Source organism: Agromyces sp. CCNWLW203 (assembly GCF_036576125.1).
In the GTDB taxonomy this organism is placed as follows: Bacteria; Actinomycetota; Actinomycetes; order Actinomycetales; family Microbacteriaceae; genus Agromyces.
On record NZ_JAZHYX010000001.1, the window covers coordinates 430,579 to 451,879 of the forward strand.

The 21,301-nt window shown below is 70.6% G+C and carries 20 protein-coding genes; 8 read left to right on the forward strand and 12 right to left on the reverse strand.

Translation table 11 applies throughout. The annotated features are described in order from the left end of the window. Positions 1–10: 10 nt before the first annotated feature. Both VPH61_RS01950 and VPH61_RS01955 read right to left on the reverse strand, forming a co-directional pair. A complete protein-coding gene (locus VPH61_RS01950; RefSeq protein ID WP_332061837.1) occupies positions 11–1,576 on the reverse strand; it encodes a sensor histidine kinase in 1,566 nt (521 codons plus the stop codon). Then, complete coding sequence (locus tag VPH61_RS01955; protein WP_332061838.1) at positions 1,573–2,319, reverse strand: response regulator transcription factor; 747 nt, start codon at positions 2,317–2,319, stop codon at positions 1,573–1,575. Before VPH61_RS01955 ends, VPH61_RS01950 begins: the two co-directional genes overlap by 4 nt. 126 nt (positions 2,320–2,445) lie before the next feature. On the opposite strand from VPH61_RS01955, the gene VPH61_RS01960 reads away from it, so the two are divergent. Continuing rightward, positions 2,446–3,144, forward strand: coding sequence for an amidase domain-containing protein (locus VPH61_RS01960; RefSeq protein WP_332061839.1), 699 nt, complete (start codon positions 2,446–2,448; stop codon positions 3,142–3,144). Between the two features lie 64 nt (positions 3,145–3,208). Beyond that, positions 3,209–3,934, forward strand: a complete 726-nt coding sequence (locus VPH61_RS01965) for an amidase domain-containing protein (protein WP_332061840.1) — start codon at positions 3,209–3,211, stop codon at positions 3,932–3,934. On the opposite strand, the gene VPH61_RS01970 is transcribed toward VPH61_RS01965, so the two are convergent. From VPH61_RS01970 to VPH61_RS02005, 8 genes are all read right to left on the reverse strand, one after another. Beyond that, the gene (locus VPH61_RS01970) at positions 3,913–4,359 is read right to left on the reverse strand and encodes a DUF1294 domain-containing protein (RefSeq protein WP_332061841.1); all 447 of its coding nucleotides are present in this window, start codon (positions 4,357–4,359) and stop codon (positions 3,913–3,915) included. The two genes, VPH61_RS01965 and VPH61_RS01970, sit on opposite strands and share 22 nt — an antisense overlap. A gap of 22 nt (positions 4,360–4,381) precedes the next feature. Then, on the reverse strand, positions 4,382–5,419 hold the full coding sequence (locus VPH61_RS01975) for a sugar phosphate isomerase/epimerase family protein (protein WP_332061842.1): 1,038 nt from the start codon (positions 5,417–5,419) through the stop codon (positions 4,382–4,384). After that, positions 5,416–6,285, reverse strand: a complete 870-nt coding sequence (locus VPH61_RS01980) for a sugar phosphate isomerase/epimerase family protein (RefSeq protein ID WP_332061843.1) — start codon at positions 6,283–6,285, stop codon at positions 5,416–5,418. The genes VPH61_RS01975 and VPH61_RS01980 overlap by 4 nt, the downstream gene beginning before the upstream one ends. Positions 6,286–6,449: 164 nt before the next feature. Continuing rightward, a complete protein-coding gene (locus tag VPH61_RS01985; protein WP_332062516.1) occupies positions 6,450–7,655 on the reverse strand; it encodes a substrate-binding domain-containing protein in 1,206 nt (401 codons plus the stop codon). Continuing rightward, positions 7,655–8,827: an ABC transporter permease gene (locus VPH61_RS01990; protein WP_332061844.1), complete on the reverse strand. Its 1,173-nt coding sequence runs from the start codon at positions 8,825–8,827 to the stop codon at positions 7,655–7,657. The genes VPH61_RS01985 and VPH61_RS01990 overlap by 1 nt, the downstream gene beginning before the upstream one ends. Continuing rightward, entirely contained in the window at positions 8,824–9,906 is a 1,083-nt protein-coding gene (locus VPH61_RS01995) for an ABC transporter permease (protein WP_332061845.1), read from the reverse strand. The genes VPH61_RS01990 and VPH61_RS01995 overlap by 4 nt, the downstream gene beginning before the upstream one ends. Further along, on the reverse strand, positions 9,903–11,501 hold the full coding sequence (locus VPH61_RS02000) for a sugar ABC transporter ATP-binding protein (RefSeq protein ID WP_332061846.1): 1,599 nt from the start codon (positions 11,499–11,501) through the stop codon (positions 9,903–9,905). Before VPH61_RS02000 ends, VPH61_RS01995 begins: the two co-directional genes overlap by 4 nt. Beyond that, positions 11,498–12,604 carry a Gfo/Idh/MocA family protein gene (locus VPH61_RS02005; RefSeq protein ID WP_332061847.1) on the reverse strand — a complete coding sequence of 369 codons (1,107 nt, stop codon included), beginning with the start codon at positions 12,602–12,604 and terminating at the stop codon, positions 11,498–11,500. Before VPH61_RS02005 ends, VPH61_RS02000 begins: the two co-directional genes overlap by 4 nt. Positions 12,605–12,719: 115 nt before the next feature. Here VPH61_RS02005 and VPH61_RS02010 point away from each other — a divergent pair, with 115 nt between their 5' ends. The 3 genes from VPH61_RS02010 (at position 12,720) to VPH61_RS02020 (ending at position 15,507) form a co-directional block, all read left to right on the forward strand. After that, entirely contained in the window at positions 12,720–13,907 is a 1,188-nt protein-coding gene (locus tag VPH61_RS02010) for an ROK family transcriptional regulator (protein ID WP_332061848.1), read from the forward strand. A 66-nt stretch (positions 13,908–13,973) separates the two neighbouring features. Beyond that, on the forward strand, positions 13,974–14,624 hold the full coding sequence (locus tag VPH61_RS02015) for a YqaJ viral recombinase family protein (protein ID WP_332061849.1): 651 nt from the start codon (positions 13,974–13,976) through the stop codon (positions 14,622–14,624). A gap of 82 nt (positions 14,625–14,706) precedes the next feature. Next, positions 14,707–15,507 (forward strand): alpha/beta hydrolase, encoded by an 801-nt coding sequence (locus VPH61_RS02020; RefSeq protein WP_332061850.1) that lies wholly within the window; start codon positions 14,707–14,709, stop codon positions 15,505–15,507. A gap of 30 nt (positions 15,508–15,537) precedes the next feature. Here VPH61_RS02020 and VPH61_RS02025 read toward each other — a convergent pair whose 3' ends face one another. After that, positions 15,538–16,224 carry a Pr6Pr family membrane protein gene (locus VPH61_RS02025; RefSeq protein ID WP_332061851.1) on the reverse strand — a complete coding sequence of 229 codons (687 nt, stop codon included), beginning with the start codon at positions 16,222–16,224 and terminating at the stop codon, positions 15,538–15,540. Between the two features lie 101 nt (positions 16,225–16,325). On the opposite strand from VPH61_RS02025, the gene VPH61_RS02030 reads away from it, so the two are divergent. Further along, on the forward strand, positions 16,326–17,288 hold the full coding sequence (locus VPH61_RS02030; RefSeq protein WP_332061852.1) for an NADP-dependent oxidoreductase: 963 nt from the start codon (positions 16,326–16,328) through the stop codon (positions 17,286–17,288). Between the two features lie 105 nt (positions 17,289–17,393). Here VPH61_RS02030 and VPH61_RS02035 read toward each other — a convergent pair whose 3' ends face one another. Then, the gene (locus VPH61_RS02035; RefSeq protein WP_332061853.1) at positions 17,394–18,353 is read right to left on the reverse strand and encodes an ArsR/SmtB family transcription factor; all 960 of its coding nucleotides are present in this window, start codon (positions 18,351–18,353) and stop codon (positions 17,394–17,396) included. 95 nt (positions 18,354–18,448) lie between these two features. On the opposite strand from VPH61_RS02035, the gene VPH61_RS02040 reads away from it, so the two are divergent. Both VPH61_RS02040 and VPH61_RS02045 read left to right on the forward strand, forming a co-directional pair. After that, entirely contained in the window at positions 18,449–19,846 is a 1,398-nt protein-coding gene (locus tag VPH61_RS02040) for an MFS transporter (protein WP_332061854.1), read from the forward strand. 64 nt (positions 19,847–19,910) lie between these two features. Beyond that, positions 19,911–21,299, forward strand: coding sequence for an ATP-binding protein (locus VPH61_RS02045; protein ID WP_332061855.1), 1,389 nt, complete (start codon positions 19,911–19,913; stop codon positions 21,297–21,299). Positions 21,300–21,301: the final 2 nt, after the last annotated feature.

The following is a 21,301-nucleotide window of genomic DNA, read 5'->3' on the forward strand; positions in this document are numbered from 1 at the left end:
GGCTCCCAGCCTATGCTGACGGGGCGAGCGGCAGCGCGACGACGAACGCCGTTCGGCCGGGCTCGCTCGAGACCGACACGTCGCCGTGGTGGGCCTCGACGACGGCCTTCACGATCGCGAGTCCGAGACCGGTGCTGCCGGCGATGCGCGATCGCGAGGAATCGCCCCTGGCGAAGCGTTCGAAGAGCGAGTCGGCGAGCGCCGGCGCGATGCCGGGGCCGTCGTCTTCGACCGTCAGCACGACGTGGTCGCCGTCGCGTTCGAGCGAGGCCACGATCGACGTGCCGTCGGGCGTGTGCACGCGCGCGTTTGCGAGCAGGTTCGTCACGACCTGCCGCAGGCGCGGCTCGTCGCCGACGACGACCGCCGCGGCATCCGGAAGCCGTACCTCCCAGTCGTGGCCGGGGCCGGCGGCCTGCGCATCGCCGACCGCCTCGACGACGACCCGGCCGAGATCGACGGGCAGGGCCGCGAGCTCGCGCCCCTCGTCGAGCCGGGCGAGCAGCAGCAGGTCTTCGACGAGCTCGGTCATGCGCACCGACTCGGACTCGATGCGGCCGATCGCGTGCACGACGTCGGGCGGCAGTTCGCCGCCGTGCAGCCTCGTGAGTTCGGCGTAGCCGCGGATCGACGCGAGCGGCGTTCGCAGTTCATGGCTGGCGTCGGCGACGAAGCGGCGCACCTTCTGCTCGCTCTCCTCGCGAGCGGACAGAGCGGATGCCACGTGCCCGAGCATGCGGTTGAACGCACCGCCGAGGCGCCCGACCTCGGTGTGTTCGTCGTCGACGGATACACGCTCGGCGAGCGCGACGTCGCCGCGGGCGAGGGGAAGTTCCGAGACGTGCAGCGCGGTCTCGGTCATGCGCGAGAGCGGCGCCAGCGCACGTCGAACGATGAGTGAGCCGAATCCGAGCGCGAGCACCAGGCCCGCAAGCGCGACGACGGCGATCGTCACGGCGAGCTCCCTCGTGGCCGCCACCACCTCGGCGAGCGGCAGGGCGATCACGACACGCGTCTCGGGAGCGATGTCCTTGCGCTCCGACAGCGCGCGGAACTCGCCGAGCCCACGTCCCATGTCGATCGTGTGGGGCTGCCCGTCGTCGGGAACGGCGGCGAGCGTCGACGTCGCGCTCGACGGCAGCTTCAGGATGCCCTGCGCGTCCTCGGCGATGTAGGCCGCGTCGGCCTGGCCGGAATCGGGGACGACCGCCGCGAGCGTGCCGGCCGATTGGCCTGCGACATCGAGCAGCGGCGTCGCCGCCTCACCGCTGCCGGGGAACGGCACCGGGCCTTGGAGGTTCAGTTCGGCCCGGTCCATCGCCGAACGCAGGTCGGCGTCGACTGCGGCCATCGACGAAGTGTGGAAGACGCTCACGCTCACCACGCCGACCACGGCGCTGACGGCCGCGAGGAGCCCAGCGAGCACCAGCAACAGCCGACGCTGCAGCGTCCATTCGCGTCGGCGCGGAAGGTCGGCCTCCACGGGAAAGTCCGGACCCGCGTCGACCGCCGACACCGCGCCGGTCGCGTTCGCCCGGGCCGACGCCGCGTAACCGGGATCGCCCGGCTGCGTCATCCGGCGGCCTTCAGCATGTAGCCGGCGCCGCGCACCGTGTGGATCATCGGGGCGCGTCCGGCGTCGATCTTCTTGCGCAGGTACGAGATGTAGAGCTCGACCACCGACTCCTTGCCGCCGAAGTCGTAGCTCCAGACGCGGTCGAGGATCTGCGCCTTCGAGAGCACGCGGCGGGGGTTGCGCATGAGGAAGCGAAGCAGCTCGAACTCGGTCGCGGTCAGCTCGATCGGCGTGCCGCCGCGGCTGACCTCGTAGGAGTCCTCGTCGAGGGTCAGGTCGCCGACGACGAGCACCGGGTCCTTCGCCTGGGCGAGGGTGAGGGTCGAGCGGCGGATGAGTCCGCGCAGGCGCGCCACGACCTCCTCGAGGCTGAAGGGCTTCGTGACGTAGTCGTCGCCGCCCGCGGTGAGGCCCGCGATGCGGTCGTCGAGGGAATCTTTCGCGGTGAGGAAGAGCACGGGGGTCTCGGTGCCCTCGGCGCGCACGCGCGAGAGCACCTCGAGGCCGTCGATGTCGGGCAGCATGATGTCGAGCACGATCGCGTCGGGCCGGAACTCGCGGGCGATCTTCACCGCCGACTGGCCGTCGCTCGCGGTGCGCACGTCCCACCCCTCGTACTTGAGGGCCATCTTGAGCAGCTCGGTGAGCGAGTGCTCGTCGTCGACCACGAGCACGCGCACCATCGAGCCGTCGCCCTTCGCGATCGCGGGGGCGCGGTGGGGGCTGGCCGGGGCGTTGCTCATATCTCCAGTATCCGCGTCGAGCTATGCGTTCCCTATGACTTCGGCGAGCGGATGCTGCATGCGTCTGCACTGCGCTGCGGGCGGGTAGGCGCACAGCACGTCAGAACAACGCTTACGGTGGAGGAGATGAGCACGACGCCCCCACGCCCCGCGCCCGCGACCTACCTGCGGCGGCGCCTCGTCGTGGGCGGCGCAGCGCTTGTCGCCGTCGCGCTCGTGGTCTGGCTCGTCGTGTGGCTCGTCATGGTCGCCGTCGCTGCGGCGGCACCGAAAGGCCCTGGCACGCAAGGGGGCGACGGCAGCGACCCGAATGCGGCGGCGCTCGAACTCGATCCCGAACTGCCCGCGCCCGTGCTGCGCCAGCTCGAGTACGTGCGCGACCGGTGGGATGCCGACTCGAGCGAGCGCTACGGCGTGCTCGGCGTCGACGACTGCGTGAACTTCGCGTCGCAGTCGCTCATCGAGCGCGGCTGGGAGGTCGACGACGAGTGGTGGTACTCCGAAGACGGTGACGCGTACGCCCACTCCGCCGCGTGGCGCTCGTCGACGGTGTTCCGCGACTACCTCGCCTCCCGTCCCGAGCGGGCCACGGCGCTGTCGGACTCGCAGCGCGCGAAGGTGAAGCCCGGCGACATCGTGCAGTTCGACTGGGACGACTCGGGCGATCGCGACCACACCGCCGTCGTCACCGCCGTACGCGAGGGCGACGACGGGGAGATCGACGTGTACTACGGCGGCCACACGGATGCCACGTGGGACCGCTCGGTCGACGACCACCCGAATCATCCCGAGACGAAGGTCTACTACTGGAGCGTCGCGGACTGACCGTCGCAGCCTGAACTGCCTCGCGGTCGGGGTTTGCTCAGGCGGGCTTCCTACGCTGGAACCGATGTCCCCCTCCCCCGCGCAGCCCGATTCCCGCCGCCGTCGTACCACCGTTCTCGCAGCGATCGCCGTCGTCGCCCTCGTCGTGAGCGGCGGAGCCGTCGCCTGGTGGACCGTTCAGCAGAGCGGCGACGCCTCAGCGGCGAATGCCGCCGACAGCGTCTCAGGCGCCCGCGACGCGGGCGGCGCGGGCCGCGAGGCATCCGATGCCGACAGCGGTGTCGCCGACTTCTCGGCATACTCCGACGGCGTCGCCGCCCAGCTCTCCTACGCGTTCGAGCACTGGGACGACACCGCGAGCGACACCTTCGGCTACCTCGACGACAACGACTGCGTGAACTTCACGAGCCAGACCCTGCTCGCGCGGGGCTGGGCCGAAGACGAGGAGTGGTGGTACGACGAGTCAGGCGACGCCTACGGCCACGCCGACGCCTGGATCAGCTCCACCGCCATGCGCGACTACCTCGAGGAGCACCCCGAGCGGGCGACCGCACTCACCGACGCCGAGCGCGCATCGGTGAAGGTCGGCGACGTCGTGCAGTTCGACTGGGACGACTCGGGCGACCGCGACCACACCGGCGTCGTGACCTCGGTCGAGACGGAACTCGACGGGTCGATCACGATCCTCTACGCGGGCCACACCGACCCGACGTGGGACCGCTCGGTCGACTGGGCGATCACCGAGCTGCACCCCGGAGGCGTGGCGTACTACTGGAGCATTCCCGAGTAGTCGAAGAGGCCGAGGCCCGCCTTCAACAGGGCGATGAACGCGGCGAGCACGAGCACGTTGACCACGACGCTGAGCCAGAAGGCACGGCGGAAGCTGCGCTTGCGCGTCTTGTGGCGAAAGAACTGCTGGGCGACGAGGGCGCCCGGCCAGCCGCCCACGAACCCCATCGTGAGCAGCGCCGACTCCGAGGTGCGCGGCGCACAACGCTTCGCCGCCCGCTTGTCGAGGCCGTAGGCGACGAAGGCCACGAGGCTCACCGCGCCATACCAGGCCGGAACCCACCAGGGCAGGCCGACGGCGACGACCGCGACGGCGAGCGCCGCGGCGAAGACCACCAGCACCGTCCAGCTCAGCGCCGACGGCAGCGGCCGTGAGAGGTCGCGGTCGGGGCGCGGGGCACGGGTCTGGTTCGGAGCGGGACGCACAGGCCCGATCGTACGGGGTCGGCTACTGGTTGGAGAACGCCGCGTCGAACGAGGCGGTCGGCTTCGGCCAGAGCAGCGAGCGGATGAATCCGACCGCCTCCGCCGCGCCGTGCAGCCGGTCCATGCCGGCATCCTCCCACTCGACCGAGATGGGTCCGGCATAGCCGATCGCGTCGAGCGCGCGGAACGAGTCCTCCCACGGCACGTCGCCGTGCCCCGTCGAGACGAAGTCCCAGCCTCGACGCGGATCGCCCCACGGTAGGTGCGAGCCGAGCACGCCCGCGCGGCCGTTCTGCGGACGCATCCGCGTGTCCTTGCAGTCGACGTGGTAGATGCGGTCCTTGAAGTCCCAGATGAAGCCGACCGGGTCGATGTTCTGCCACATCATGTGCGACGGGTCCCAGTTGAACCCGAACGCCTCGCGGTGCCCGATCGCCTCGAGCGTGCGCACCGAGCTCCAATAGTCGTACGCGATCTCCGACGGGTGCACCTCGTGCGCGAACCGCACGCCCTCGGCGTCGAAGACGTCGAGGATCGGGTTCCAGCGCGCGGCGAAGTCCTCGAAGCCCGCGTCGATCACGGATGCCGGCACGGGCGGGAACATCGCGACGTACGGCCAGATCGAGGAGCCCGTGAATCCCACGACCGTGTCGACCCCGAGGGCGCGGGCCACGCGCGCCGAGCGCTTCATGTCCTCCGCGGCGCGCTGCCGGACCCCTTCGGCGTCGCCGTCGCCCCAGGTGTAGGGCCGCAGGATCGCCTCGTGGCGGAAGTCGATGGGGGCGTCGCACACGGCCTGCCCCGTGAGGTGGTTCGAGATCGCGAAGACCTGCAGGCCGTGACGGTCGAGGATCTCGCGGCGCTCATCGAGGTAGCCGGGCTCCTCCTCCGCGCGCTTCAGGTCGAGGTGGTCGCCCGAGCAGGCGATCTCGAGCCCGTCGTAACCCCACTCGGCGGCGAGACGGGCGACCTCCGCGAACGGCAGGTCGGCCCACTGCCCTGTGAAGAGGGTGACCGGGCGGGTGGCAGATGCCGCGGCATCCGTTGCTGAAGGGGTCATGCTCGCTCCCGTTCGTCTTGCAGGGCGGTCAGGTAGCGGATGCTCCGTGCCGCCAGTTCGTCTTGCGATGCCGCGAGCGGTCGCCAGACCGAGGCGGCGACCGCGATCGTGTCGTTGTCGCCCGTGAAGGACTCGAGGCCGAGGGGTCCCGAGTAGCCGACGTCGTCGAGGGCGTCGAGAAAGGCCGGCCAGTCGATGTGGTCGTCGCCCACCGCGCCGCGGTCGTTGCCGCAGACCTGCACGTATGCGAGATGCTCGCCGGCGAGGCGGATCGCGTCGCCGACGCGCTGCTCCTCGATGTTCAGGTGATAGCTGTCGAGGGCGAGTCCGAGGCCGGGACCGAGCAGCGGCCCGAGCGCCTCGAGCGCCTGCTCGACGGTGTTGACGAGGCTCGTCTCGTAGCGGTTCAGCGGCTCGATCGCGAGTCGCACGCCGCTGCGCTCCGCCGCCCGCACGACCGGACGGAGGCTGTCCTGCAGTTCGCGGTACCGGGCCGCGCGCTCCTCGGCGTCCATGCGCCAGGTGCGGCCGGTGGCGGCCGTGAACGGGCCGGCGACCACGCGGGCGCCCAGTTGCTCAGCGACGCCGACGCAGTGCACGAGGTAGTTCTGGGTGGCGACGATCTCCGAGCCGGGCGCCGCGATGAGGTTGCGCCCCGGGCCCATCGCCCCGACCACCACGGGGGCGAGTCGGTGTTCGCGGAGCACGTCGGCCGCGGCATCCGGTGACCAGTCGCCTGGCGTCTCGACCGGCAGTTCGATCGATCCGAACCCCATGCCCGCTGCCTTCGCGGCGATCTCGGCGAGCGAGTCGTCGTCGAGCGGTGAGGTCCAGACCCAGGTGTTGACGCCGATGATGCGGCGCATGCTGCCTCCTTGCGGCGGATGCCGGGCTTCCGACGGTCGTTGGACCCGCAGCAATTCAGGTTGGCATGGGCGTGTCGCGGACCGCAATCGGGTGATCGGGCCCGCGACACGCCTCCGCTCCTGAATTGCTGCGGGGGTACTACGGGTGGTACTGGTGGTGCTGGTTACGGGATGATGCGGTCCTGCCAGACCTGCGGGTAACCCGGCAGGTCTTCGCCGCCGAACTTCGCGTAGTGGCCGTCGGGCATGCCGTCGTTCGCCTCGAGGTACTGGTCGACCTCTTCAGCGGTGATCGGCGACTGCGGCAGCACCCACTCCTTGGGGATCTCCTCGCCGGCGAAGATCTTCTGCGCGGCGAGCAGCGGGGTGCGCCACTGGAAGTTGGAGTACACCGGTGCAAGACCCGTGAGCCCCGTCTCCTTCCACTTGCGCAGGAAGCTCATCTCGTCTTCGCCCGTCATGACGGGGTAGTCGACGCCGGCGTCCTCGAACGCCTCGATGGCGGCGACGGCGCCGTCACCGGCGTCCATCCAGATGCCGTCGACATCGCCCTTGGCGAGCTCGTCGGAGATGATCTTCTTGATCTCGGTGGGGTCGGCTCCGGTGAAGTAGTCGACCGCCTCGATGTCGTTCTCCGAGAAGAGCTTCTCGGCCGCAGCCCAACGCTGTTCGAGCACGTCGACGCCCGGGAGGATCCGGAGCGCGACGACCTTCGAACCCGGCTCGAGTTCCTCGATGAGGAACTCCGCGGTGTCGATGCCCCACGCGAATCCGCCGATGGGGTGGATGAACGTGACGGGGCAGTCGGTCTGCACGCCGCGGTCGAAGACCACGACGGGCTTGCCGGTGTCGCACGCACGCTCGACGGCCGGGGTCATGGCCGCCGTGGAGTTCGGCGAGATGAGGTAGATGTCGCAGTTGCCTTCATTGATGAAGTAGTCGATGTCGGCGATCTGCGTGTCATCCGAGTCCTGCGCGTCGCGGGTCTCCATCTCGGAGATCGCTCCCGCTTCCTGCAGCACCTTCAGCTGTTCGTTCATCGTGATCCAGCCGGTCTGGCGCCACGGGTTGGAGATCGAGGCGTTCGCGAAGCACGCCTTCTTCGCCCCGGTGGACGCGTAGGCCGACGTGTCGGTCATCTCGGCGTTGATGTGCTGCAGCCACGGCTGGCCTTCGGGCCCCTCGGGCACGACGGACCGTTCTGCGTACTGCTTGTCGTAGAGCTCCTGGTCGAACCACTCGACCGCTTCCTCCGTGGCTCCGGCGTCTTCCGACGGCGCGGCCACGTTGGGGTCGGTGGTACATCCTGCCAGTGCCATGAGCGCGAGAGCGCCGACCATGGCGGATGCCACTGTATACCTGCGTCGCATCACGAACCTCCCTTGGTTTCGTTGTCAGCCCTCTGCGTCGAGGGAATGGGTGCAGGGCGAGCGGATGCCGCGGCATCCTGCTCCTCCGCCGGTGCCGGCGAAGTCTCAGTCGACGGCCCTGATGAGGGGTCCGGCGAAATCAGTGGGGCGGGCGCCTCGAGGGCGCGGCCCTTGCGACGGGCGCGAAGGGTGGTCGCCGAGTACGCGACGGCGAGGATGATGATCGCACCCTGGACCGCGTCGCGGTAGGTCGACGGCACCCCGGCGAAGTTCAGCAGCGTGAAGAGCGCCTCGAGGGCGAACGCACCGGCCGCAGCGGCGACGACCCAGCCGCGGCCTCCGCCGAGCACGACGCCGCCGAGCACGACCGCGGTGATCGCGGTGAACTCGTAGCCGCGGCCGACGCTCGGGTGCACGCCGGCGTAGCCGACGAGCAGCACCCCGGCGACGGTCGCCGAGAGCGAGGAGATCATGAACGTCGACGTCTTCACCCACCAGTTGCGGGTGCCCGAGAAGCGGGCGGTCGTCGGGTTGTCGCCAAGGGCGATGATTGTGCGGCCGAACGGGCGACGGGCGAACCAGATCGCGATGACGAGCACGACCACGAGCACCACGACCGACCAGGGCAGGATGTCGATGACGGGCAGGTCCCTGATGCCGCCACGACCGATCTCGCGGAAGCCGTCGGCGGGGTTGCCGGTCGCGGCACCGCCCGTCCAGTAGAGCGTCGCGCCGAGCAGGGCGAGCATCATGCCGAGCGTGGCGATGAAGCTCGGCACCTTCAGCATCGTGACGATGAGGCCGTTGACGAGGCCGATGAACGCGCCGAACACGAGCATGAACAGCAGCACGGGCAGCGACTTCGACTCGTCTTGTCCGATGAGGTTGCCGGCGATCACGACCTGGGCGGTGACGACGGAGCCCATGGAGAGGTCGAACTCGCCGCCGACGATCACGAAGTACTGGCCGATCGCGACGATCGCGACGGGGGCGACGCGCTGGATGAAGCGGATGAACTGCGAGGGCTCCGCGAACGACGGGTTCAGCAGCGTGATCGCGATGAGCAGCACGATCAGCAGCAGGAAGACGGCGCCCCTGGGGCTGATCAGCGTGCGGCCGAAGCCGGCGAGACGCTGTCCGACCGAGGGCTGCTGGGTGGTCACGGCGGTCATGCCGATGCCTCCTTCTCGTGCGCGACGGCGGGCGGCGGAGCACTCCGGTCGGCCGGTGTGTCGGGCGCCGCCGATCCGGTGCCGAAGCGCGGCCGCCTGCGGTCGAGCGATCGGCTGGTGTAGACGGCGACCGCTGCGACGATGACGACACCGCGCACGACGTCCTTCAGGAAGGGGTTCACCTGCATGACGCTCATCACGTTGTCGACGACCGCGAAGATCGCGACGCCGCCGATGGTGCCCCAGATCGAGCCGCGACCGCCCATGAGCAGGGTGCCGCCGAGCACGACCGCGGCGATCGAGAGCAGGTCGTAGCCGCCCTGGATGCCGACGGTGGGGCTGCCGACGCCGAGCCGGCTCGCGAGGAGGAGCCCGGCGAACGCCGCCGTGATCGAGCACAGCACGTGGGCGACGATGATGGGGCGGGCGGTGCGGATGCCGGAGAGGCGCGCGACCTGCTCGTTGCCGCCGACGGCGAACATGTGGTTGCCGACCCGGGTGCGGGCGAGGAAGAACGCGCCGAGCACGGCCACCGCGAGCATGATGAGGGTCGACACAGGCACGGGTCCGACGCCGGTCGCGCCGATCAGCTGGAACTCCCACGGCACCTCGCCGCTCGTGCCCTTGTAGTTCGAGTCGAGATAGCCCTTGATGATGAGCCCGGTGCCGAGCGTCGCGATGAAGCCGTTGACCTTGAGCTTGGTGACGATGAGGCCGTTCGCGAGGCCGATGAGGCCCGCGACGATGACGACGACCAGCACCGCGAAGGGGATGTTCGCCGGGTTGCCGGCCATGAGGTCTGCGGCAATGAGGCTCGAGAGGCTGATGACGTACGGCACCGACAGGTCGAGCGAGGCGCACAGGATCACGAGCGTCTGGCCGATCGCGACGAAGCCGAGCACGCTCATGCCGGTCAGGATGTCGCGGATGTTGCCGGCGCTGAAGAAGTTGCGGCCGACGCTCGCGACGAGGATCGCGCCGATGATGATCACGCCGACGAGGGCGATGCCCACGATCAGACTCGCGTCGAGGCGACGACGACGGCCTCGGCGAACGGATGTCGCAGCAGCGGTGCTCATCGGCCCGCCTCCTCTTCTGAACTGTTCGCTGAGCCTGTCGGAGCGCCGCCGATCGCCGTGCCGCCGACCTTGAGCGTTCCGGTGGCAGCCGAGAGGATCGTGGCCTCGTCGCTGCGGGCCGGCAGCTCAGCTGAAGCGCGGCCGTCGTGCATGACGATGATGCGGTCGGACATGCCGATCACCTCGGGCAGTTCGGAGGAGATCATGAGGATGGCGACTCCTTCCTTCGCGAGTCGGCGCATGAGCGTGTAGACGGCGACCTTCGCACCGACGTCGATGCCGCGGGTCGGTTCGTCGAGCAGCACGACTCGGGGCTTGGTGGCGAGCCACTTCGCGAGCACGACCTTCTGCTGGTTGCCGCCCGAGAGATACTGCACTTCTTGGTCGACGCCCTGGGACGCGACCTCGAGCGAGGAGAGCACGCCGGGGAGGTCGCGCCGAGCCTCGGTGGTGCGCCGGGCGAAGACCGAGCGGATGACGAGGAGGGCGTTGTCGGCGATCGACTGGTTGAGGGCGAGGCCCTGGGCCTTGCGGTCTTCGGTGATGAGCGCGACGCCGGCCTTGACGGCCTGCCGCGCCGAGGTCATGTGCACGGGCCGCCCGTCGAGCCGCAGCTCACCCCGCGTGAACGGTGCGATGCCGAAGAGCGCCTCGACGAGCTCGGTGCGACCCGAACCCTGCAGGCCCGCGATGCCGACGATCTCGCCGGCGCGAAGCTCGAGGTCGATGTCGTCGACGTAGGCGTTACCCGCGCCGCGGAGTTCGAGCCGAGGCTCCCCCACGACCGTGCCCTCTTCTGCTGCCGGGAAGTAGGCGGAGATCGGCCGACCGACCATGCGGCGCACGAGCTCGTCGGTGTCGAGCTCGGCGGCGGGGCCGCTCGAGACGAGCGCTCCGTCTTTCAGCACGGTGATCGTGTCGCAGAGGTCGAAGATCTCCTTCAGCCGGTGCGAGACGTAGACGATCGCGACGCCGCGCTCGGAGAGTCGGCGCACGATCGTGTAGAGCAGCTCGACCTCGTGGTCGGCGAGCGCGGCCGTCGGCTCGTCCATCTGGATGACGCGGGCGTCGACCGAGAGGGCCTTGACGATCTCGACGATCTGCTGCTCGGCGACGGTGAGCGTGCGCACCGGGGCACCCGCGTCGATGGAGTCGATGCCGAGGTCGGCGAGCAGCGTCTGCGTCTCGGCGATCATCGCCTTCTTGTCGACGAAGCCGGCGCGGCGCGGCTCGCGGCCGAGGAAGACGTTCTGAGCGACGGTGCGCTCGGGCAGGAGGTTGAACTCCTGGAAGACGGTGGCGAGTCCGGCCTGCGCGGCCTGGACGGGGTGGCTGAAGGCCACCTCGTTGCCGCCGAGCGTGATGCTGCCGCCGTCGCGTTCGTAGACGCCCGCGAGGATCTTCATGAAGGTCGACTTGCCGGCGCCGTTCTCACCGACGAGCCCGTGCACCTCGCCCGGGTGGAGCGTGAGCCCGACCCCGCGAAGCACGGTGACGCCGAAGAACGACTTCTCGAGTCCGGTGGCGACGAGCACGGGCTCGCCGTCGAGCACGGCACCGCGGCCTGCTGCGGCCTGCGACTGCTCTGCGGTCATGCGGGCACCTCCACCCAGTTGCCGCTCGCCGCTGAGGCGAGCACTGCCTCGGTCACGCGCACCGCGCGCAATCCGTCGTCGAATCGGGGAAGCCCCTCGGGCGTCGGCCCGCCGATCGCGGCGTAGGCGTCGGCGACGAAGGCGTTGAACGCGTCCTGGTAGCCCATCGGGTGACCGGCGGGCACGAGCGAGAGCCGTGCGGCGTCGTCGGCGAGCCGTGCCGGGTCGCGTTCGATGACGCTCGAGGCGTCGGTGCGCCCGAGCCAGAGGATCTCGGGGCGCTCCTGCTCGAAGCGCACGCTCGCGTCGGTGCCCGCGAGTTCGATCGTGAGGGCGTTCTTGCGCCCGGGGGCGACCTGCGACACGAGCAGCGTGCCGACGGCGCCGGATGCGAGTTCGACGACGACGGCGACGAGGTCTTCGGTGGCGATGTCGTCGTGCATGGCGCGGGCCTCGTAGACGGTGCGCGTCGAGGCGTTCAGTCGCGTGATGCGCTCGCCCGAGACGAACTCGAGCAGGTCGACGAGGTGCGAGCCGATGTCGGCGAACGCCCGCGAGGGCCCGCCGAGCGCGGTGTCGACGCGCCAGTCGTCGTCACGGGGGCCCGCGAGCCAGTCCTGCAGGTAGGAGCCCTGCACGCTGAGCAGGCGCCCGGTCTCGCCGCGGGCGACGCGCGCCCTCGCCTCTCGCGCCATCGGGTGGAAGCGGTACACGAAGGGCACCGCGGCCACGAGCCCGAGTTCATCGGCGAGTGCGGCGAGCTCCGCGGCATCCGTCGCCGAGGTCGCGAGCGGCTTCTCGCAGATCACGTGCTTGCCGGCCTCGAGCGCCGCGCGGGCGATCGCCGCATGGGTCGTGTTCGGCGTGCAGACATGCACGACGTCGATGTCAGGGGCTGCGAGGAGATCGCCGAGGGAGTCGAAGGCGGTGGCGAATCCGAGGCGTTGCGCTGCGTCGCGAGCACGGTCCGCCGATGAGGACGCACCGCCCGTGAGTTCGGCCCCGGCGGCGCGAGCTGCCCGAGAATGAACCGTGGCCATGAATCCGCCGCCGACGAAGCCGGCACGTATCGTGCGGGCTGGGGCGATGACGTCCGTTGTCATGGGGACATCGTGGCACACGTCCTGCATCTTTTGCTAGTCCTTCGGCAAAAGTTGCCGGAGTCGTTACATCTTCGAGATACAGCTGCAAGACAAGGTGGTGTGCTTTACTCAGAGCATGGTCGACATCAGCCGCGGCTCGGCACTCGGCGCCTCGGGCGCGAGCGAGCTCTTCCAGTTGCTCCGTGACGGGGCGCCGCGAACGCGCGCGTCACTCGCCGCGAGCACGGGCCTCGCCCGTTCCACCATCGCGGCGCGAGTCGACGAGCTCATGGAGCTCGGCCTCGTCTCCCCGGTCGCCGACGCCGCCTCGACCGGCGGAAGGCCGCCGTCGCAGTTCGCGCTGAACCCCGGCGCCCGCATCGTGTTGGCCGCCGACCTCGGCGCCTCGCACGCCACCATCGCCGTCACCGACCTCGCCGGCACCGTGCTCGCCGAGCACAGCGAACCGCTCGACATCGCGCAGGGCCCCGAGGCGGTGCTCGGCTGGTTCGTCGAGTCGGGACTCGACCTCATCAAGGGACTCGGACGCAGCCGGCAGGAGCTCGTCGCCATCGGCATCGGCGTGCCCGGCCCCGTCGAGCACTCGACCGGCCGCCCCGTCAACCCGCCCATCATGCCCGGCTGGGATCGCTTCGACGTGCCCGGTTGGGTGCAACAGCACCTCCAGGTGCCCGTGCTCGTCGACAACGACGTGAACATCATGGCCCTCGGTGAGCGCGCGCTCGCCTGGCCGCAGGTCGAGCACCTCATGTTCGTGAAGGTCGCGACCGGTATCGGCTCGGGAATCATCTCGGGCGGCCTCCTGCAGCGCGGCGCGCAGGGCATCGCGGGTGACATCGGTCACGTGCGCGTCGCGCGCGGCACCGACGTGCCCTGCCACTGCGGCAACCGCGGATGCCTCGAGGCCCTCGCCTCGGGCCCGGCAATCGCCCGGGCCCTCCGCGAGCAGGGCATCGAGGCGAACTCCAACGACGACGTCATCGAACTCGTCAAGCGCGGCGACATCGACACCATCCAGGCCGTGCGCCAGGCGGGCCGCGACATCGGCGAGGTGCTGACCGCCTGCGTCAGCCTCGTGAACCCCTCGGTCGTCGCGATCGGCGGCTCCATGGCGCGGGCGGGCGAGCACCTCATCGCCGGCGTGCGCGAGGTCGTGTACACCCGCTCGATGCCGCTCGCGACCGAGCACCTCACGATCGTGCAGTCGGCCGCCGCGGCGAACGCCGGCGTGCTCGGGGCGAGCATGCTCGCGATCCACCACGTGCTCTCGCCCGAGGGCATCGACGCGCTCGCGGCACGCTGACCGACGGGCCGCGCACACGCGCGCGGGCCTCGGCTCGTTGACGGGGCGGAGCGGTACGCTCGAGAGGTGCCCGACACCCCGTTCGCCCTCTTCGACCTCGAGGGTCCGGCGACGGCCGTCGCGGTCGACGAGCGCCCGCGGCATCCGTGCCATTCGCGTGTCGTCGCCGATTCGAGCGACCGGGTCGCGTGGCTCCGGGCCCGCTCCCGAGGCATCACCGCGACGGATGCCGCGAAGCTCGCCTCCTTCGCCTCGGTGCGCTCCGCCGCCTGGGAGAAGCGCAACGGCAGCTCGTTCGGCGGCAGCCGGTACACCGATCACGGCAAGGAGCGCGAGCCCGTCATCGCCGAGTGGGCCAGGCGCACGCACGACATCGAGCCGTCGAGCCTGCTCTTCCACGCCGAGTTCGAGCGCCGCCACCTCGCGACGCCCGACGGGCTTCGGGTGACGCCCACCGGCGCGCTCGAACTCTGCGAGATCAAGACGACCTCCCGCGCGTGGCGTGGCATCCCCCGCGGCTACCTCCGGCAGGTCTGGTGGCAGCAGTACGTGCTCGGCGCCGAGCGCACGCTCGTGGTGTGGGAGCAGCACGACGATTTCATTCCCATTCGCGAGGAGCCCGAGTACCGTTGGGTCGATCGCGACGACGACCAGATCGCGATCCTCGTGAGGCTGGCCGACGAGCTCATCGCCGAGCTCGGCGGGCGCCGCACGTGATCACCGAGCACCGTCGTACGATGCACCACCAGCACCACCGCGCACGGCCCCCGCGTTCCCCATTGCCGGGAGGTTCCACCATATGACGACCGTTCTCCTGCACGGCCTCGGCGCCGATCGACGCCAGCCGCTCGATCTCTTCACACCCGCGGTGCACGCCGCGGTCGGCCCCGACGAACTCATCGTCGCGCCCGACATCCGCGCCCACGGCGGGTTCCTCACCGTCGGCGAACCGGCCGACTTCGACCTCGACCGGCTCGCGGCCGAGGTGGCCGCTGCCGTGCGGGAGGCCATCGACGATGCGGGTGCGCCGACGCCCGAGGCATCCGCACCCCTGACCGTCATCGGCGTCTCGCTCGGCGCCGCACTCGCACTGCGCATCGCGCTCGACGGCCTCCTGCCGATCGAACGCGCCGTGTTCGTGCGGCCATCGTTCAGCGACCGGTCGCTCCCCGACCATCTGCGCGTCTTCCCGGTCATCGGGCAGATCCTCGCCGACGCCGGGCCTGCGGGCGCCGATGAGTTCCGCGAACGGGCGATCTTCCAGCACGTGCTCTCGGTCTCACCCGCGGGCGCTCGCGGCCTCTTGTCGCAGTTCACGGCGCCCGACGCCGCACGGCGGGCGATGCGGCTCGTCGAGATCCCCCGCAACCGCGCGTTCCGTGACGACGCCGAGCTCGCGGAGCTCGAGCCCCGCGGCATCCGCTCGCTCGTCATCGGGGCGCCGCGCGACCCCGTGCACCCCTACGCGCTCGCCGAGCGCTGGGCGGCGGGCCTCAATGCGCCGCTCGTCGAGCTGCCGGCACGCGACGACGGGCTGCCCGTGCAGACGGCGCTGCTGCGCGAGGGCATCGCGCGCTGGCTGCAGCACACCCGCGCCTGACCCGGCGCGAGCGGTCGGCCGATCGGTCGGTCAGCGCGCGACCGGCGCCTCCACTGGAGCGGCTTCAGGCTGCTCGGCCACGGCGCGGTACGGCCATGCGCTCCGGCTGATGCCGATGATGCCGGCACCCACGAGCAGGATGAACGCGGCGATCGCGATGACGTAGACCGTGACCCCGTCGTAGCCGACGCCCGGTGAGACGGCGGGGTTCAGGAACGGATACGGGTACCACCCGGTGATCGCGCCGCGGATCATCGTGTAGACCACCCAGACGATCGGGAAGATCGCGATCGTCCAGATGCGCTGCCACGCGATCGTGCGACGGCCTGGTGCGAGCACCCAGTCGAGCACGACGTAGAGCGGCGCCCAGACGTGCAGGATCTCGTTCGACCACGGCAGCGTCGTCGCCTGGTCGAGCGAGATGTCGCGCAGGAGCAAGTTGTAGACGACGAACGTGGTCGCCATGTAGGTGACGATCGAGGCGCGCGTGAGGTTGAACCAGGTGGGGTCGGCCGGCGCGCGGAACGCCAACCACGCCCCGATCAGCAGCACGATCGCCGCGAGCGCGTTCGAGAGGATCGTGAAGAAGCTCAGGAAGTTGACGACGAAGAACGTCGGATCGGGCACCATCGACAGGCTCTTCGCGAACTGGCCCACGATCGCGATGATGATCCCCGCCGCCGCCGCGACCCTGATGACGCCCCAGACCGTTCGCATTCGCTCTCCCCATCCTGCGCTCGCCACCGGACATCCGACGGTCGGTGCGATCATAGCGAGGACGGGTACGGTGCGAAGAGCAATCTCGGGAGGGTGTGTCGATGCGGGCATTGGTGATCGATCAGACGGGCGGGGCCGACGAACTGCACATCGCCGAGGTGCCCGACCCGATCCGCATCAGCGACGAGGTCGTGGTGCGGGTCGTCGCGGCCGGGGTGAACCCGATCGACGTGAAGACCAGGGCGGGTCGCGGCGTCGCCCGCGCCATCCCGTCGTACCCCGCCGTGCTCGGCGGCGATTTCGCCGGCGTGGTCGAGTCCGTGCCGTACTCGGCGCACCCGCTGCAGCCCGGTGACCGGGTCTACGGCATGGGCCGGGTGCCCCGTGTCGGCGGCACCTACGCCGAGCTCGTCGCGGTGAGCTCGCTGAGCCTCACCCGCATGCCGTCGACCCTCTCGTTCGCCGAGGCCGCCGCAGTGCCGCTCGCCGCGCTCACCGCGTGGGGCGCCGTCGTCGACACGGCCCGCGTGCACGACGGGCAGCGCGTGCTGATCCACGCCGGCGCCGGCGGCGTCGGCCATTTCGCCGTGCAGTTCGCGGCGTACTTCGGGGCGGTCGTCACGGCCACCGGCTCCGCCCGCAACGCCGAGTTCCTGCGCGACCTCGGCGCCCGTCGCGTCATCGACTACACGGCCGAGCGCTTCGAGACGGTCGCGACCGATCACGACGTGGTCATCGACCTGATCGGCAATGTCGCGGATGACACGGGCACCCGCTCGCTCGACGCGCTGCGCCCCGGCGGACTGATCGTGACGGTGCCCACCGGCGCCTGGCCGACCATGGCCGAGGAGGCGGCGGCTCGGGGCATCCGCTCGACCGGTTACTCGGTCTCGCCCGACGCCCGCACCCTCTCGGTGATCACCCGGCTGATCGACGACGGTGCTGTGCGGGTGCACGTCGAGCGCGAGTTCCCGCTCGAGGAGGGTGCCGCGGCGCACCGGCTGCTCGAGGCCGGGCACGTGCGCGGCAAGGTCGTGCTGCGGGTCATCCCAGACCCGGCCTGATCACATCGTCGGTTGAGGAGGCGCGCCAGCGCCGTCTCGAAACCCACCCCGAGCAACAGGTTTCGAGACGGTCGCTCCGCTCCCTCCTCAACCCACAGGAGCGCGTCAGCCGGCGCGCGCGTCGAGCAGGGCGCTGCCGAGTTCGCTCCGGAGGTAGAGCACGCTGTGCCCGTACCGCGTCGAGACGAGGAGCCCGGCGTCGCGGAGCGCTCGCAGGTGCTGGTTGACGGCCGACGGCGTGACGCCGAAGCGCACCCCGAGCTCGGTCGACGAGGCGGGATCGCCGAGCGCGGACAGCAGGCTCGCCCGGGTCTCGCCGAGGATCGCGGCGACCGCCGCGGGATTCGCCACGCGCTCGTTCTCCCAGAGCGCTCCCTGGCCGCGTGCCGGATACATGATCATCGGCGGCCCGTCGCCGACCGGCGCCGAGCCGCGACGCGTGAACATCGTCGGCACCAGGGTGAGCCCGAGTCCGTCGATCGCCTGCACCCGATCGGCCGGGTCGCGCAGTCGCACCGAGACGATGCCGCCCTCGTAGTCGACCGTCGACGAGATGCCGTTCAGCATCGTCGACAGGCCGCTCTGAGCGATCTGGCGGCCGCGGTGCACGACGTCGGCCTCGAGCACCGCCCGCATGCGCGGCCAGTACGGAGCGAACGAGGCATCCCAGAGCTCGTGAAGCGCACGCACGATTCGGCGGAGGGCGACCTTCGGCGACCCCTCGAACACGGCGGGCACGTGCCCGTGCACGGCGACGAGGTCGCCGATGAAGGTCGCGGCAGGCGTCGCGAGCAGCTGCTCGAACTCGTCGTCGAGCCGCGTGAGCGGCGACTCAGGTCGAGGGTTCAGGAAGTCGGGAGTCCAGAGTCGATCGTCGATGAGGCCGGCGAGCGCCTCGGTGTCGAGGTCGGCTCGAGCAGCCTCCGTGCGGCGCAGCCATGGCAGTTGCAACGGGAATCGCGACGGGTCGTCGATCGCGCGCAGCGACAGGCCGAGCTCGCAGAGCGGCGAGATGCCGAAACGCACGGCCGCGACATCCCCCTCGTTCAGCACGTATCGCAACATGTAGTGAAACGCTACATCAATTTCACGCCGTCGACGGATCTGACAGAACTGTACGAGTGAGCCCTACCTCTCCCCCGACATCCGACACCGGAACCGTGCCGACGGTCGACCCGGAGGCGGCCGCCGAGGCCGGCGCCGCGAAGGGCGGCGCTCCGTCGTTCATCGCCCGCCTCGCAGCATCCGTCTCCGACCCGGTGCTGCGCATCCTCGTCGGCGCGACCCTGATCTCGCGCGTCGGCCGGGGCATCTTCCTGACCGTGACGGTGCTCTACTTCACCTTCATCGTCGGCCTCGCGCCGCACGAAGTCGCCATCGTGCTCTCGGCCGCGAGCGCCGCCGGCGTGATCGCCTCCCTCGCGGGCGGCTGGCTCGCCGACCGGTACAGCGCCAAGCGCCTCATCGTGCTCTTCACGACGATCGAGGGCGTCGCGCTCATCGCCTACGTCTTCGCGGGCGACTTCGTCACGGCGCTCGTCATCGCCGTCGTCTGCGGGCTCTTCGAGCAGGGCGCGAACTCGACCCGCTCGGCGATCATCGCCCGCGCCTTCACCGGCGAGAGCCGGGTACACGCCCGTGCCGTGCTCCGCACCGTCACGAACGTGGCCATCGCCGTCGGCTCGGGCCTCGGCGCACTCGCCCTCGCGATCGGCACCGCCGAGGCGTACCGCGTGCTCATCGCCGGCGCCGGCGTGCTCTACCTGCTCGGCATCATCCAGCTCGTGCGCCTGCCATCGCGGGTCGACGCCCCCGCGCGGGTGCCCGCCGAACCGGTGACGACCGAGACCGGTTCGGTCGACGCCGAGGCGAGCGCCGAGGCAGCAGCCGCCGACCGGCGCGCGTGGCGGCGGCACTCGCCCTGGCGCGACCCGCGCTATCTCGTGCTCACCGCCCTCAGCGCCGTGTTCGGCATGCAGTTCGGCGTCGCCGAACTCGGCGTGCCGCTGTGGATCGCCCGGGAGACCACGGCGCCCGAAGCGGTCGTCGCTGCGCTGCTCATCCTGAACACCGTGATCGTCGTGATCTTCCAAGTGCCGCTCTCGCGGGGCACGCACGACCTGCGCGTCGCCGCGCGTGTCTCGGGAATCGCGGCCTGGCTCATGGCTGCCGCGTGCCTCGTGTACGCCTCGGCAGCCGGGCTGCCGATCGGCTTCGCGATCACCGTGCTCGTCATCGCCGCGACCGTGCACGCCTTCGCCGAGGTGCTCTCACAGGCCGGCGGCTGGGGACTCAGCTTCGAACTCGCCGACCCGGTGCAGGCCGGCAGCTACCAGGGCGTGTTCGGCATGGGCTACACGGTGGGCGCGCTCGCGGCACCGCTCGTCGTCAACGCGACGGCGATCTCGCACGGGTTCTCGGGGTGGGCCGTGCTGGCCGCGATCTTCCTCGCCTCGGGCCTCGGCACGTGGTGGCTCGCGCGGCGCGCAGCACGCACCGTGGAAGCCGCGGCAGCGGCAGGAGCGGCGACCGGAACGGGCGTGACCCCGGCCGCCTAGCGACACGCCGAGGCGCGGCCGGTCTCTCCTGTCTCGGACCCGTCTCGCGTGGGAGGATCGGCGCATGACCGAGCACCGTACGCAGCATCCTGCGCACTCAGAAGACGGCCGATCGTTCACGGTTCCGGATGCCGCGGGCACGCCCTTCATCGCCGGCACGCTGCTGCTGGTCAGCACGCCGTCGGGGCGCCAGCTCGCGCTCGTCGAGGAGCGGGAACAGAGCGTCGACGGCGGGCCGGAGGCGCTGCGCGGGCGCCTGCTCGGCACGGTCGAGGGCGCGCGATTCGATCCGCGCGGCGGCGGGCCATTCGTCGCGGCCGAGGTCGAGCTGGCCGACGCCGAGACGCTCGACCTGGTGCACACCGCCATGGGGGCCGCACTCGAGGTCGGCGTGAACCTCAGCCCGCCGATGCGGCCCGCGCGGCTCCTCGCCCATCGCTTCAACCGGCACACCTTCTGGTGCGGCCAGAGCGGCTCGGGCAAGACCTACGCCCTCGGCGTCGTGCTCGAGCAGCTCATCGCCCACACGGCGCTGCCCATCGTGGTCTTCGATCCCAACTCCGACTTCGTGCGGCTCGGCGAGCTGAACGCCGACGCGAGCGGCCCGACCGCAGAGCTGCTGCGGCAGCGCGACATCCGCGTGCTGCGACCGAACACCGCGGGTACCGACCCGCTGCGTGCCCGCTTCACGTCGATGACGATGGAGGCGAAGGCCGCCGTGCTGCGGCTCGACCCCGTCGTCGACCGCGAAGAGTTCAACGCCGTCGTGCACCTGAGCGACTCGTTCAGCTCCATCGAGACGCACGAGCTGCTGCCCGAACTGCTCGGCTCCGACGACCGGGCACGGCGCGCGCTGGGCCTCCGCATCGAGAACATGGGCCTCTTGAAATGGGAGGTCTGGGCCGGTCACGACCGCGACGCGACGTCGGTCATCGACGAGCGAGCGGATGCCACGGTGCTCGACCTCGGCGGATTCTCGACGCCCGACCAGCACCTCGTCGTCGCCCTCTCTGTGCTCGACGAGCTGTGGGCTCGCCGCGAGGAGCGCCGCCCTGTGCTGCTCGTGATCGACGAGGCCCACAACCTCTGCTCGCCGACGCTGACCTCGCCGCTCGCCGTCGCGGTGCGCGAGCGGCTCGTGCAGATCGCCGCCGAGGGCCGCAAGTTCGGCCTGTGGCTCCTGCTCTCGACGCAGCGACCCTCGAAGGTCGCGCCCGGCATCATCTCGCAGTGCGACAACCTAGCACTTATGAAGATGAGCTCCCCCGTCGACCTCGAGGGGCTCGCGACCTACTTCGGCTACGCGCCGACCGCGCTCATCGCCCGGTCGCCGTGGTTCCGCCAGGGCGAGGCGCTCTTCGCCGGCGGCTTCGTGCCCGCCCCGACACTGCTGTCGATGAACGCCCGGCTCACGCCCGAGGGCGGCAGCGACGTGGGCGTGCCGCTGCGCTGACG